12 protein-coding genes are annotated in these 14,823 nt (G+C 47.4%); 1 reads left to right on the top strand and 11 read right to left on the bottom strand.

Annotated elements, in window-relative coordinates; genetic code table 11:
* Positions 1-26 precede the first annotated feature (26 nt).
* Entirely contained in the window at positions 27-410 is a 384-nt protein-coding gene (locus Q320_RS21195) for a flagellar protein FlaG (RefSeq protein ID WP_211251172.1), read from the bottom strand.
* A gap of 75 nt (positions 411-485) precedes the next feature.
* Positions 486-2,021, bottom strand: a complete 1,536-nt coding sequence (locus Q320_RS22100) for a flagellin N-terminal helical domain-containing protein (protein WP_027468031.1) — start codon at positions 2,019-2,021, stop codon at positions 486-488.
* A 205-nt stretch (positions 2,022-2,226) separates the two neighbouring features.
* Between Q320_RS22100 and Q320_RS0104575 the strand changes: the two genes are divergently transcribed.
* Complete coding sequence (locus tag Q320_RS0104575) at positions 2,227-4,431, top strand: O-linked N-acetylglucosamine transferase, SPINDLY family protein (protein ID WP_027468030.1); 2,205 nt, start codon at positions 2,227-2,229, stop codon at positions 4,429-4,431.
* Between the two features lie 64 nt (positions 4,432-4,495).
* On the opposite strand, the gene Q320_RS0104570 is transcribed toward Q320_RS0104575, so the two are convergent.
* The 9 genes from Q320_RS0104570 to ligA form a co-directional block, all read right to left on the bottom strand.
* Positions 4,496-5,263: a cephalosporin hydroxylase family protein gene (locus Q320_RS0104570; protein ID WP_027468029.1), complete on the bottom strand. Its 768-nt coding sequence runs from the start codon at positions 5,261-5,263 to the stop codon at positions 4,496-4,498.
* Positions 5,256-6,317, bottom strand: a complete 1,062-nt coding sequence (locus tag Q320_RS0104565; protein ID WP_027468028.1) for a class I SAM-dependent methyltransferase — start codon at positions 6,315-6,317, stop codon at positions 5,256-5,258. Before Q320_RS0104565 ends, Q320_RS0104570 begins: the two co-directional genes overlap by 8 nt.
* Positions 6,318-6,330: 13 nt before the next feature.
* Positions 6,331-7,158 (bottom strand): NAD-dependent epimerase/dehydratase family protein, encoded by an 828-nt coding sequence (locus tag Q320_RS0104560; RefSeq protein ID WP_027468027.1) that lies wholly within the window; start codon positions 7,156-7,158, stop codon positions 6,331-6,333.
* Complete coding sequence (gene rfbC / locus Q320_RS0104555; RefSeq protein WP_027468026.1) at positions 7,158-7,706, bottom strand: dTDP-4-dehydrorhamnose 3,5-epimerase; 549 nt, start codon at positions 7,704-7,706, stop codon at positions 7,158-7,160. Before rfbC ends, Q320_RS0104560 begins: the two co-directional genes overlap by 1 nt.
* On the bottom strand, positions 7,703-8,932 hold the full coding sequence (locus tag Q320_RS0104550) for a class I SAM-dependent methyltransferase (protein WP_027468025.1): 1,230 nt from the start codon (positions 8,930-8,932) through the stop codon (positions 7,703-7,705). Before Q320_RS0104550 ends, rfbC begins: the two co-directional genes overlap by 4 nt.
* Complete coding sequence (gene rfbG / locus Q320_RS0104545) at positions 8,932-10,047, bottom strand: CDP-glucose 4,6-dehydratase (RefSeq protein WP_245590966.1); 1,116 nt, start codon at positions 10,045-10,047, stop codon at positions 8,932-8,934. Before rfbG ends, Q320_RS0104550 begins: the two co-directional genes overlap by 1 nt.
* Positions 10,011-10,790, bottom strand: a complete 780-nt coding sequence (gene rfbF / locus Q320_RS0104540; protein WP_281174225.1) for a glucose-1-phosphate cytidylyltransferase — start codon at positions 10,788-10,790, stop codon at positions 10,011-10,013. The genes rfbG and rfbF overlap by 37 nt, the downstream gene beginning before the upstream one ends.
* A gap of 119 nt (positions 10,791-10,909) precedes the next feature.
* On the bottom strand, positions 10,910-11,785 hold the full coding sequence (gene galU / locus Q320_RS0104535) for a UTP--glucose-1-phosphate uridylyltransferase GalU (protein WP_027468022.1): 876 nt from the start codon (positions 11,783-11,785) through the stop codon (positions 10,910-10,912).
* A 543-nt stretch (positions 11,786-12,328) separates the two neighbouring features.
* Positions 12,329-14,743: an NAD-dependent DNA ligase LigA gene (gene ligA / locus Q320_RS0104530; protein ID WP_035852290.1), complete on the bottom strand. Its 2,415-nt coding sequence runs from the start codon at positions 14,741-14,743 to the stop codon at positions 12,329-12,331.
* Positions 14,744-14,823: the final 80 nt, after the last annotated feature.

Below are 14,823 nucleotides of genomic sequence, written 5' to 3'. Positions count from 1 at the left end.
TATTTTCCTTATCTCAGAACGCCTAATCAGGCTTTGTCACGTACCAGCAGGCCCTGTAATTTATCCAGCGCCTTGGCGATATTCAGTACTTCTACACTAGGAATCTGTCGTAGTATTTCTTTCGACTCTGTATCAATCAGGCGTACCAAATTAATCTTAGTATCCTCATCGGTACTAAATTCCAGCCCAACATTCCGATTTAGCGACTTGACAGTCTCATTGATTTTTTTTACAGCTTCTTCGACATCACGCGCCTGCTCTTTCGGATCAATCGCCTGCACTGCAGACGAATGAGTCGTCTCAACGGGTGCCGCTACCTGATCCACCTTATTATGAACCACTGGCTTTGGTACTTCGTTTTGCTGCGGCAAAGCGGCAGGAGTTGCATTCACAGATGATATTTGCATCATACACCTCTCTATTTGCACAGATGCCCCAGTACGATTCGCACTGGGGCATGATTAGTTTACCTCAATGAGCGATCATTAGCCTCGAAGTAAGCTCAACACCTGATTTGGCAAGGCATTAGCCTGAGCCAACATCGCAGTACCCGCTTGTTGCAATACTTGTGCTTTAGCCAAGTTTGCTGTTTCACTTGCATAGTCAGTATCACGAATACGGCTGCGTGATGCTGATAAGTTTTCCGAGCTGGTTGACAAATTGGAAGTCGTGTTTTCAAAGCGTGATTGCAAAGCACCCAATTTAGCTCGCTCGCCACTCACTTTTGACAATGCCGAGTCTATCGTTTTCAGTGCATCTTGCGCACCAGCAAAGCTGGAAATATCGATATTGGAAACACTCTTCAAACTGGAAATCGAAGTTGCAGCAGCTCCAAGATTCGAATTCGCAACACTCCCAGTCGCAGTGAACGAGCTAGCCGAATCAAATGTCACATAACCACTCACAACGGTAGCAGAAGCAGTACCACCTGATGAACCAACAATGCCCGACGTCGCGGCAGCCCCTGTAGAATCCAGTTTAGTCACGGTAGCATCGCCAGCATTGGTTACTCCTGTCTTATTGGCGAGCACAATGTCATTACCATTGGTATTGGTTAATTGAAGAAGACCGCTCTTATTAATCGTCGCAGTCACCCCAGTTTTGGCGGTTTGGTCGTTCACTTTATTCATTGCATCCGCCAAAGCGGCCGAGCCTGTTATACCCGCCCCTACCGTAAAGGTAATGCTGACTGCCGAACTTGCAGCGGTTGACCCATTGTCGGACATGATATCCAACGAATACGATCCTGCGGCTCCAAAGCCGACTGTCGCCTCGGTTTCAGCTTCTGCTTTGACACCCGTCGACGCCTCGACATTATTCACCGCCAGAGCAAAAGCTTGCGCAGTCATATTAGCAGTACCTGCAAACGACGCAGTACCGACAGTACCCGAAATCGTCGCAGTACTAGCAGCCACGCCATTATCACCCCACGCTGCAGCCGCAGTCGATGCGCCAGATGCTACGGATGCCCCTGCAGTGCTTGCCGCAGTAGCACCTGCTATTTGGTTATTACCATAGCCATTGGTACGGAAATTACTCATTGACGCCTGAATCGTTTGCCCGGCATTGGCACCCACCTGAAAATTCGCAGTACCAAAAGTACCATCGAGCAAGTTCTGGCCGTTAAACTGAGTCGTAGTTGAAATACGATCCAGTTCCGAACCCAATTGAGTCACCTCAGCTTGCAAGGCCTGACGATCACTGGCGGTATTAGATGCATTCGATGACTGAACAGCTAACTCACGCATCCGTTGCAATAAATCGCCACTGGTAGATAATGCGCCCTCGGCAGTTTGCGACAAAGAAATACCATCGTTGGCATTGCGCTTGGCTTGATCCAGACCACGAATTTGGCTAGTCATCCGATCCGAAATCGACAAACCTGCTGCATCGTCTTTTGCGCTATTGATGCGCAAACCTGATGATAAGCGCTGTAGCGAGGTGCTGAGCATACCTTGAGATTTATTAAGATTATTTTGTGAATTAAGCGAAGGGACGTTGGTGTTAATGACTTGAGCCATGATGCTTCTCCTGAAAGATTGAGTTTTACTTCAGCGATCGCACCAAAAGCGCCGCCTACAAAATCATTTTCGGCGCGATAAGTCAGAACTTTAGAAATTGTTGCATGATTTTTAAATTTTATGTCGCGGCAGCCTTGATCCGCTTTTTAGTTAAAGCTAATTCAGGCATGATTTCACACATCCATCACTTACAAGGTATGCCGCAATGAAGCGCAAACACAAAGACCCTCCAGCCCCACCCGATTTAAACCAGCTCCAACAATATGCACAACAACGCAAAATCGCGGGTGATAATGGCCCGATGATGATGCTATGCCAGAAAATCCTGCTCACCCAGCCCGATGACGAATACGCCTGCATCAACCTAGGATCTATCCTCGACGATCAGGGGCACTTTCGCGAAGCAATCGAGCTTTTTCAGACCAGCTTAAACACCCATCCTGACAACGCCAACTTACTGCACAATCTCAGCGTCGTGCATGCAAAACTAAGCCATCCACAGCAAGCTTATGATTACGCCAAACGCGCCAGTGAATTAGAATTCACCAATAGTAATGTCTGGATTTCACTCAGCAATTGCGCCCGATCCCTGCTGCGCTTTGACGAAGTACATTATGCAATTGAGAAAGCACTGCAAGTCGAGCCTAACAATCTCTCAGCCCAGCTTAATCTTGCTACCTACTACCTGGATACGGGCAGACCACACGAAGCGGTGGTGCAATACCAAAAACTGGCAGAACAACACCCAAACGCCGCGCTCGTTCACAATAATCTACTGCTGGCCATGCTGTATGACGAGCAATGCAGCGTCGATGAAATCACCACTACCAGCAAACGCTACTCCAGCTCCTTTGACCTACCGACTGAAAAAATCAAGCCCCACACGAATACAATCGATCCATGGCGCAGATTGAAAATAGCCTTTATTGGCGCCGATATCAGCAGCCATGCTGTCAGCTATTTTCTGGAGCCAGTACTAGCTAGGCTAGATAGAAGCCAGTATGAGATCTACGCCTACCACACCTTGGCAGAAGGTGATGCGACCACCCTGCGACTCATCCGCTATTTCGATCATTACGGCACCGTTGCGGCACTCAGCATCGACCAATTAGAACAAAATATCCGCAGAGATCAAATCGATATTCTCATTGATTTCGCTGGGCATACCGCAGGTAATGGCTTGGAAGTGATGGGTAAAAAACCAGCGCCAGTTCAAGTGACTTGGCTGGGTTACCCCGGCACCACGGGGCTGAGTAATATTGATATACGCCTCACCGACGAAATCACCGACGCCAATGCCCAAGATGGTGATTACAGCGAAACATTATACTTTTTACCCGCGCCATTTTGCGTGTATCGCCCCTGCTTGCGCCGCCCAATTCAGCGTTACTGGCCCGAATATCAAGTTCAACCCACGCCAGCACTGAACAATGGCTTTATTACTTTTGGCTCATGCAATAACTTTGCAAAAATGGGGCTCGGCCCACTCAGATTATGGGGGCAAATCCTGAATGCAGTCCCCAATTCAAGGCTATTGATCGAGGCGGCAGGAATAGCACATAAGGAAGTCAAAGCCGCCTTTATTGACAAGTGCACAGCAGCGGGAATCCGCCCCGAGCAATTACATCTACTAGAGCGAGATTACGGTAAGCAATATTTGATTTACCACGAAATCGACATTGCACTCGACCCTTTCCCACTAACTGGCGGAACGACAACCTGCGACACGCTTTGGATGGGAGTGCCAATGATTTCCATGGTTGGCGAAAAATTTCGCAGTCGAATGTCAACCAGTTGGCTGACCGCGGCAGGTCTTAGCGACTGGATAGCCAACGATGGCGATGATTACGTGAGAAAAGCGGTGCTACTAGCGAGCGATATCGGCGCACTCAATCAAAGACGGATGTCGTTACGAGAGCATATAGAAAAAAGCCCCATCATGGACGAGCGCCTCTTTAGCATTTATTTTGACAATGCCATTCGCCAGGCCTGGATTAACTGGTGTGAAAAACAAGGGGCAGTTACTCCGCCCCCCCCCGAATTCGAGCTGGCAGGCGAGCGAGTGTTTATTAGCCCCGGCAACCACATTCCGTTAACTGAACATTTACAAAAATTGCAATCCGCAGTCGAAAATAAAGCCTGGGATGCGGTCTATCGAATGGGCGCCATGGCACTAGAGTCTATCCCGCAACAGGCAGATGCACTGGCAGCGCTGGCCGAGGCCGATTTTTCCAATGGTTATGAGATGGCAATCAGCTACATGAGCTGTGCCGTGGATGCGGCACCAAAACGCGGGCATTATTATTTGCGGCTCGCCGAAATGCTGATTGCAAAGGACGAACAGCAGGCTGCACAACAAATTTTGCAGATGCTAGAAAAAAGAATAAATGCAGGGGAAATCATTATTTAAATTCGTGATTGGCGCCGTACTAGCAGAACATTAAAAAAATAGACTGCTAATACGGCACTCAAAATCATTTGATTCTTTTCAAATAACCATCCGGCGCAACAGTCAGCAAAATTTTACTCTCAATATCTTTATCCACTACAAAATTTGAATTTTCGCTCAGCCATTTATGCGCGGCTTGTTTAGGGTTGTTATTCTGACTCCACGGGCGATCTAGATACATCGCATCACTCACATCATTAACGATTGTATCCATGACAATACAATAACTGCCTATCGAAACCAAGGGTGCATAAGCCTGCAACTCCTGATAGACATGTTCAAATGTATGATTGGAATCTAAAACAACCAAAACCTTTTTCCCTTGCGAAAGCTCACGGGCTGCTTTAACCACCTCGGGATCCACACTAGAACCTTGAATCATTGTGATTCGGTTAGCAAGCGGGTGCTCTGAAATTGCTTTTCTATTGTGTTCCTTAATATCTATATCAACAGCCAGCACTTTTCTCTTTGGCTTTGAAACATTCAAATCATACCCGCCCTCTATAGCTTCATACATATCCAACAAAGCAAGCATTGATGCACTAAAAATAATCGAGCCACCATGTGCGATTCCAGTTTCAACAATCAAATCTGGCTTAACACTCCATATTAACTCTTGCATTGCAAAAATATCTTGTGGATATTGAATAATCGGCCTACCTTGCCAAAAAAAGTTATAGGAATATTTCTGCGCCAACGAAGCAGACATAAATGAAGAAGCTAAGTCTTTAATTGGCTCATTCTGAGCTTGCTTCGCAAGGCGAATTTCAACTTCTTTTTCAAATTCAGTCATTTTCAATCCTAATATAGTTATACTTAGCACCCGACATTCTTTTTATCTCGTCGAAATAATTACAATTCATTACACATATAGATTCACCATTCTTCATATTCCCCAACGCATCCACAGGAGACTTCACACATAAACCTGTAACTGGAATAAATTTACCTTGTTTCTCCGGATTAATATCAATTATTATTCCAACAGGAAATCCAATCCTCTCTCTCAACAAAGAAAATATCACGCCTTTTGAGCTAGCACCCCAGACAACACTAGACGAGGCTACAGCCTCACTTCTCAGCGACGTATCAAAATTCACAGGAAAATCAATCGAATCTTCCGAATCAAAAATCGGTTCGCGCAAGGAGTTTAAATTGGCAATAACATACATATATTGCCCGCCAAACAAATACCCAGCAGCAACTACTCTCTCAAACATTCTATAAAAATCAGTCAGTCTGAAATAATTAACATGTTCATAAAATATGTCAAACCAAGCTCGCTTTTCACAGATCCACTCAAAGCTTGGAACTTCAATATAAATTAAACCCGATGACCGATTAGCACGGTTTAGTTTATTCAAGAATTCAAAAGGATTTTCCACATGCTCGAGTACATGCCTCAAAATCACACCATCAAATTGGCGCCCCAACTCGGACGTGAAGTATTCGCGATCAATTTTTGAATTCGACCCTTCATAAGCGGGATCTAAACCACAAACATCAAAGCCATTGAATTGTAATAATTCGACGAACATCCCTTTACCACAACCAACTTCGACCAAACGCTTGCCACTCATATATTGACTGATCAATCCAAGCACTTGCTCAAGATGAGCTTTAAATACTAAGCTATGGCCTTGTTCATTTTGGTAACTCTGATCATAAATCACAAGTTCATCATTAAATTTTTTATTGTAAATAAGCCCAGTTTTTAAATCTTCAACCAGTTGAATATCACCCCTTGGACACGCTATTGCATCAGCACGAGAAAAATACAGTTTATTTTGCAAAACCGGAAAATCATTTTGTGTATATAAAACCCTGAAACCACTCTCTTGTTTCAATTTAGCACTCCTATTACACAACCCCAACGACACAAAGTGGCTCCGAGCTTGAAAGTGATTTAGCACCAAACATCAGCAAATCTTTTCGACCATACTCTTCTGCAATCTTGCATGCCATATCTTTAATAGAAACAGGCACTCCCGAGCAAATATTCATCGGCCCAATTTTATTATTACATGCAATATCTGCAATCATTCGGCTAGCCGTTTTAACATCCAAATAATCTCTAATTTGAACGCCGGAAGTCATCTCAACCGGCAATCCTGCAGAAAGGCGATCATGCAAATACGGTACAAATCTATTTTCTTTTTCACCCTCGCCGTATAGATAAAAAAGTCTTGCCCATGCAAAATCAATTTTTGCATTTTTAAACAACTCCCTCAAGGCATAAAATGCAGCCACTTTTGTGCCAGCATAAAGCGAACGAGGAGCCACAGGCGTATCTATAGATAAATAATTATGGTTCAAGTCATACTCAAAACATGTGCCAATACCAATAAATTTTTTAACCGACGTCATCACCGCAGCCCTTGCTAAATTCAAGGTTCCAATCAGGCAATCAATGTTTTTTGGAGAATCCAAATATTTTTCCGGCTCCACATACCAAGCAGCATGAATAATTGCTTCAACCCCATGACATGCGCTCTCCCACCACTCAAGACTCTCAGCAAACATATCATTGGTAATAATGCACGATTCTACACATGGCTCTGCCAAAAACTCATCTGATATAGCGCCCCGCAAAACCAACCTCACCCTGATGCCATCCTGTACTAGGGATTTATATATTTGCTTACCAACAAATCCAGTAGCGCCTGTGAGTAAAACAATACCAGCCATCACTCAACCTTCTTTATATTAGAAATAGGAGGTAGCTTTTCATCCGAATTCGACATTACGAATAAATCTAGAATGGGCCAAGCAATCGCAAGTTCAGGATCAAAACATGAAACCCCACAGGCGTAATCGGCCTGATATCTTTCCGTCATTTGGTAACTAATCTTCGTGTTGTCGCACAAGGTTTGAAAACCGTGTGCAAAGCCCTTAGGAATATAAAGCAGTTTATTATTTTCCTCATTTAATTCCACACCATACCAACAGCCAAAAGTCGATGAATCTGCACGCAAATCAAGTATTACATCGTAAATTGCACCGCGAATCACTGTCACCAATTTTTCTTCTTCATGCGGAGCTTTTTGATAATGCATCCCGCGTAAAGTACCTCGATACTCATTCCAAGAAAGGCTTTGCTGTACAAATTCAGCGTTGAGTCCGTGCAACGCAAACTCCTCACGGCAAACAGTGCGGGCAAAAAAACCGCGTTGATCGCGAATGGGTTCTGGCTCTATTAAAAAAGCCCCCGACAGCGGCAAAGGATGAAAAATCATGACAGAATTTTCACCTCTGGAATGGCACACACAAATTGACCACCCCATTCACGAATTGCGCTCATTTCCGTCATAATCTCATCCTGAATATTCCAAGGTAGAATCAATAAATAATCGGGTTTTTGCTCGAAAATGGCATCAGGCGCATAAACGGGAATACGGCTACCAGGCAAAAAACGGCCTTGTTTTGAGGGGTTTCGATCTACTACAAACGCTAGTAAATCGGGCTTGATACCGCAATAATTAAGTAAAGTATTGCCCTTAGCTGCCGCGCCATATGCGGCGACCCGCTGACCTTGCTGACGAGCGTCAATCAAAAAGGTAATCAATTGATATTTGATTTGCTGCATCTGTACAGAAAAATCAGTATATGTTTGAAGCTCCAATAATCCTGCTTGATGCTCAGCACACAAAACCTCATTCACAGCTCTATTTAATAGATGCGTCGCTTTTTGATGGCAGGCAAAAATCCGCAAGCTACCGCCATGAGTTGGCAATTGCTGCACATCAAACACCCGCAGCCCTGCCCGTTCGAAAACGGGGATCAAAGCTGTTAATGATAAATAGGAATAATGCTCGTGATAAATCGTATCAAACTGCTTATTGGCGATCAATTGCTGTAAGTGCGGAAACTCCAGCGTAATCACCCCCTCACTAGCCAGCAACAATGGCATGGCAGCCACAAAACCATTCAAGTCAGGGACATGCGCCAATACATTATTTCCGAGCAGCAAATCTGCCTTAATGCCTTTAGCACTTAATTCAGTTGCCGTTTCAAGATTAAAAAAGGCTTGATGGGTGGCAATGCCCCGATTAATCGCTACCCTTGCTGTATTCGCAGTCGGCTCGATACCAAGACAAGGAATACCAGCCTGCTGAAAATACTGCAGTAAATAACCATCATTACTCGCAATTTCAACGACTTGACTACGTGAGCCAAATTCAAATCGTTCAATCATACTCTCGACGTATTGACGGGCATGTGCCAGCCACGATGATGAGTAAGATGAAAAATAGACATAATCGTCATGAAAATGAGTATTGGCATCCAACACATCATTTAGCTGTGCCAACCAGCACTGCGTACATACCTGCACATGCAGCGGATAATACATTTCACCACGCAGCAAATCGGCTTCACGAAGAAAGGCATTGGAAATCGGCGAGAGGCCAAGATCAGCCAAGGAGTGCCCTAGCGTTGCACCACAAGATCGGCAATGACTCATTAAGAGAGATACTCCTCTATTTGGGCTAATGTATAGCCCTGAATACCTTCACCATCAAGACTCTCAGCCTGATACCACCCAGCAGTATTCTCCAAGCTCTGCGCCAGACTCCACCGCGACTGCCAACCCAGTTCATGCTGTGCTTTGCTGGAATCCAAATAGAGTAATTGGGCTTCATGGGGTTGATCACTAGGTGTTGACAACGCCAGCTCCAACTGCGGCCAATAACTTTGCAAACGTTGCAACACATCACCAACACTTAAATTATCTTGCTGCGGCGGGCCAAAATTGAAAGCACCTGCAGCGCTAACCTGACCGCGCAATAAAGCCTGCCCCAGTAATAAATAGCCATGCAAAGGAGCGAGTACATGCTGCCAAGGACGGCTAGCTGTGGGGTTACGGATCTGAAGTGCTCGCCCTGCAGCAACCGCTCGCACGGCATCAGGAATAAGCCGGTCAGCAGCCCAATCGCCACCGCCGATCACATTACCAGCTCGGGCACTGGCAATCAGCACGCCGGACTCTTTAAAAAACGAATTGCGGTAACTATCCACGACCAGCTCGCAAGCAGCTTTGCTGGCTGAATAGGGATCATGTCCGCCAAGCCGGTCATTTTCGCGATAACCCCAGCACCATTCCTGATTTGCGTAGCATTTATCGGTGGTGATAATCACCACGGCGCGCACCGATGGGCATTGCCGAACGCACTCCAATAAATTAACCGTACCCTGCACATTAGTTCGCCAAGTCAGTGCAGGCTCAACATAGCTGCGTCGCACTAGGGATTGAGCGGCGAGATGAAATACGATTTCAGGTTGAGCGGCTTGCATCGCAGCAAGCATCGCAACGGGATCCGCTAAATCGGCAACCGTATGCGAGGCCAGTAAGGATTGAACCTTAGCAACTTCAAATAGATTTTTATAGGTATCTGACGCTAAAGCATAACCATGAACGCTAGCACCAAGATACCGCAACAAAGCAGCCAGCCAGCCACCTTTAAAGCCGGTATGTCCAGTCAGGAAAACCGATTTTCCAGCAAACTCATTTAAACTCGGCGCAGCTTGGACTTCCAATGCCATCACCACACCTTCCACGGTGCTTGGTTTGAATCCCACAGCGATTCCAGTAGATTTTTTTCGCGTAGCGTATCCATTGGCTGCCAGAAACCGAGATGATCAAACGCCATCAATTGCCCTTTTTGCGCGAGTTGTTGCATTGGCTCCATTTCCCAGCTGCTGCTGTCATCGGCAATAAAATCCAAGCAGCGTTTATCCAATACAAAAAAACCGCCATTAATACTGCCGCCATCACCTTGTGGTTTTTCTACAAAGCCGGAAACAGAGCCAGTCTCACCACGTAATAAAGCGCCATAACGTCCCGGCGGCTGCACTGCGGCCACGGTAGCTAACTTGCCGTGATGCTGATGAAAAGCAATTTCGGCACTAATATCAATATCAGCAACGCCATCACCATAGGTAAAGCAAAATGGTTCGTCATCATTTAAATAGCGGGCAACGCGCTTCAAGCGCCCCCCCGTCATCGAATGCTCTCCCGTTTCCACTAAAGTTACCTTCCATGGCTCACTTTTTCTTTCGTGTACTTCAATGGTGTTATTCGCAATATCAATAGTAACATCTGACATATGTAGGAAATAATTACTAAAATATTCCTTAATCAAATAACCTTTGTAACCCAAACAAATAATAAATTCATTTATCCCATGCGCTGAATAGATCTTCATAATGTGCCACAGCATAGGATGACCACCAATTTGTATCATTGGTTTCGGTTTCAAATGACTTTCTTCCAATATTCGGGTACCTAAACCGCCAGCCAGAATTACTGCCTTCATCGCCATTACCTTTTGCCTATTGAATTTGCATACTTATTCAGTACCATACTAAGGATAAAAAAAGGGCATTACCAGCAAGGTAATACCCTTTGTTACTAAATCCAACGCTTTCGTCCATCAGTCATTCATTTTGTAGCGCAAAACTCTTTCAAGTAAGCCGAGAATTCAGCGCCCACTTCGTGGTGTTTCATGCCCAACTCAACGGTCGCTTTCAGGAAGCCAATCTTGCTACCGCAATCGTAACGCGTGCCTTGTAGTTTGTGCGCGAGGATGTGTTGCTCTTGCATCAACGCGAAAATCCCGTCAGTAAGCTGGATTTCGCCGCCCTTGCCCGGTTGCACATGCTGCAAATGATGGAAGATGCGCGGCGTTAAGATGTAACGACCAACGACCGCCAAATTCGACGGTGCTTCTTCTGGTTTTGGTTTTTCAACAATATTACCAATGCGCAAACGGCCTGAGTTTTCGCTGACTTCAACGATGCCGTAGCTGCCGGTTTCTTCCTGTGCCACTTCTTCCACGCCAAGCACCGAGCAATGCGTATCGTCAAACACGTCGACCATGCGTTTCATTTCAGAAACGCCGTTACCGTCGATCAAGTCATCCGCCAAAATCACCGCAAACGGCTCATCACCCACCACAGGCTTGGCGCACAACACCGCATGACCCAAACCCAAGGCTTCCGGCTGACGGATATAAATGCACGTTACCGATTTTGGAATAATCCCGCGCAAAATTTCCAATAATTTGGTTTTTTGCTTGGCTTCCAAGTCCGCTTCCAGCTCGCCCGCTTTATCAAAATGGTCTTCGATACTGCGTTTATGTCGGCCGGTGATAAAAATCATCTCGGTAATCCCAGCCGCTAGCGCCTCTTCCACTGCATATTGAATCAGCGGCTTGTCGACAATCGACATCATTTCTTTTGGGCTGGCCTTGGTGGCAGGCAAGAAACGCGTCCCCATACCAGCGACGGGGAAAACGGCTTTGCGAATTTTTTGCATGGGATTTCCTGATTGAGTTTGACTGGGTGTGAGCAGCCCAAGGCGCAGTGCTGCGCCCAGAACTTGATCGGATTGTTTTAAATTCAGCTCATCCGGCCATTGCGACACCGCCGAGCGGCCAAGGCCGAGCGCGTCAGCAAGACGGGTTTGTGAACCAAAAATTTGTAGGGCTTCAGACTTACGCATGGCGTTATGTTTAATCATTTAAACAGCAAAGTCAACGATTAATTTGTCCGCAACATTGTTTAAATATTTAAACAAAGACAATCATAAAAGCAGATCACGAAAAACACGAACAAAAGCACATAGAACTTCAATAAGCAATGAATTTGACTCCTGGTGAGTGAGCCATCTCAGCGAACTTGAAACTACATTCTCGTGGAAGCGGGCTTGCCCGCGAGGGCACTCTTTGGCACTACCATTCCGCGCCGTATTGGCACTGCTTTCGCGGGCAAGCCCGCTCCCACAACGCCTCCAATCAAAAATGACAATTTGGTATGTTAATATAGAGCCCATTAATAAACGCCCACAAGCCTATACCCCTCAAGCCAGTAGCTGAATCAAATCCTCTTCACTCAACACGGCCACACCCAGCTCTTCGGCTTTTTGCAACTTCGAGCCCGCCGCTTCGCCCGCAACGACGTAATCGGTTTTCTTCGACACGCTGCCCGACACTTTACCGCCAGCGGCTTCTATCATCGCTTTGGCGTCATCACGGCTTAGCGTGGGCAGCGTGCCGGTCAACACCAGCGTTTTGCCGCTCAACACGCCTTGCTGCGCCGCATCGGCTTCTGGCAATGCCGCCAGTAAATCGGCGCGCAGCGTATCGAGCTGCGCCAGCGTTTCGGCCGCAGGCGTCGCCAGCCAATTGAACAACGCTTGCGCCACATCGAGCGGCAGGCCTGCGTCTTGCAAACGGCCCAAACCAAATGACTTTAATTCAGCCAAATTGCTGATTGACGTCGCCAAGGCATTGCAACGGATGGCGCTGAGTTTGGGGATTTCTAGCGCCGCCAACAAAGCCGCCAGCGTGAGTTTTTCACGCAAGGCCGGATTGGGTGCATGTTCGCCTTGCGGCGCAACGCCCAAGGCTAGAAAGTCGTCGATCACTTGCTGATTGTGCGGCTCAGCCAGAAACTCGGCCAATGACGTTGCCACCGTGCTGCCAATATCGGGTAATAAACGCAGCAGTGGCGCGGGCGCGTAGCGAATTCGCTTCAAACTCCCCAGCCAATCGGCCAAGGTTTTTGCCGTTGATTCACCGACATGACGAATGCCGAGCGCGAACAAGAATCGCGCCAGCGGCGGTTGCTTGCTCGCGGCAATGCCAGCCAGCAGGTTTTCCGCCCATTTGGTCGTCACCTGCCCGGCTTTGACGCTCTCTGGCGTGACGCCATCACGCTCATCAGCGCGGCGCTTCATTTCCAGAAAATCGTCCAGCGTCAAACGATACAGATCGGCCAGACTATTCACATAACCGAGATCAACCAAATTATCGATGTAGCGCTCGCCCAAGCCGTCAATATCCATCATGCGGCGCGAGGAAAAATGCCGCACCGCCTCTTTGCGCTGCGCCGCGCAAATCAGTCCGCCGGTGCAACGCGTCACCGCTTCACCGACTTCACGTACCGCGTGCGAGCCGCAAACTGGGCATTGCTCTGGCAAGCGATAAGGTGGGTATTGCTCAGTGAGCTTTGCATTAAAAAGATCAGCGCCAGATACCTCTACCATCGGGCGTTTTTCTAGCACCACCGACACGACTTCAGGAATCACATCGCCAGCGCGGCGAACGATCACCGTATCGCCAAGGCGGATGTCTTTGCGCTCAATTTCATCTTGATTGTGTAAAGTCGCATTGGTGACGGTTACACCGCCGACAAACACTGGAGCAAGGCGCGCGACGGGGGTTAATGCGCCTGTTCGGCCGACTTGAATGTCGATTGCCTCGACAACCGTCAGCGCTTCTTGCGCTGGATATTTATGGGCCACGGCCCAGCGCGGCTCGCGCGTGCGAAAGCCAAGCTCGCGCTGCAAGGCGATTGAATTCACCTTGTACACCACGCCGTCGATATCAAACGGCAAATCATCACGCAGCGCCGCGACGCGCGCGTGGTAAGCCACCAAACCTGCGCCGCCGCTCACCACTTCACGAATATCGCAAACCGGAAAACCAAATTCAGCCAAAGCATCCAAGATGCCACTATGGGTATCAGGCTGTAGATCCCAGCCTTCAATCGCACCAAGGCCATACCCATAAAAAGAAAGTGGTCGTTCGGCCACAACTTTAGGATCGAGCTGCCGCACCGCGCCCGCAGCGGTATTCCTTGGATTCACAAAAGTCTTTTCACCCAACTCACGCTGGCGCGCATTGAGTTTTTCAAAATCATCGCGCCGCATATACACTTCGCCGCGCACTTCGAGGACTTTGGGGATCGCCGACACACCACGCTCACGAGAAGTCTCGCGTAAACGTAGCGGAATTTGCTTAATCGTGCGAATGTTTTGCGTTACATCTTCGCCGGTTGCGCCGTCGCCGCGCGTCGCGGCCTGCACCAGCACACCGTCTTCATAGCGCAGGCTAATCGCCAAACCATCAAATTTTAGCTCGGCCGCGTATTCAATCGCCGGATCGCTACTACTCAATTCCAATTCCTTCCGAACGCTCGCGTCAAACGCCAAAGCGCCTTGCTCGCTCACATCGGTTTCAGTGCGAATCGACAACATGGGAATCACATGCATGACGGGTTCAAACTGCGGTAGCGGTTGACCGCCGACGCGCAAAGTAGGTGAATCAGCAGTGCGTAGCTCAGGATGCGCCAGCTCAAGCGCCTGCAACTCTTGAAATAAGCGGTCGTATTCCGCATCGGGAACGCTAGGTGCATCGAGCACATAATATTCATGCGCGTAATGGTTTAACGTGATGCGCAACTCAAGGGCGCGTTGAACAAAATCTGACATTTTCAATCCCAATGAGATTATTCAATGAAAAACGCCGCTTCATTGGAGCGGCGTTAATAGCTAAATTCAAAAACAAGGAT

It is taken from the genome of Deefgea rivuli DSM 18356 (assembly GCF_000620145.1).
GTDB classification, from domain to species: Bacteria; Pseudomonadota; Gammaproteobacteria; order Burkholderiales; family Chitinibacteraceae; genus Deefgea; species Deefgea rivuli.
This window is presented reverse-complemented; position numbering and strand designations above follow the sequence as displayed.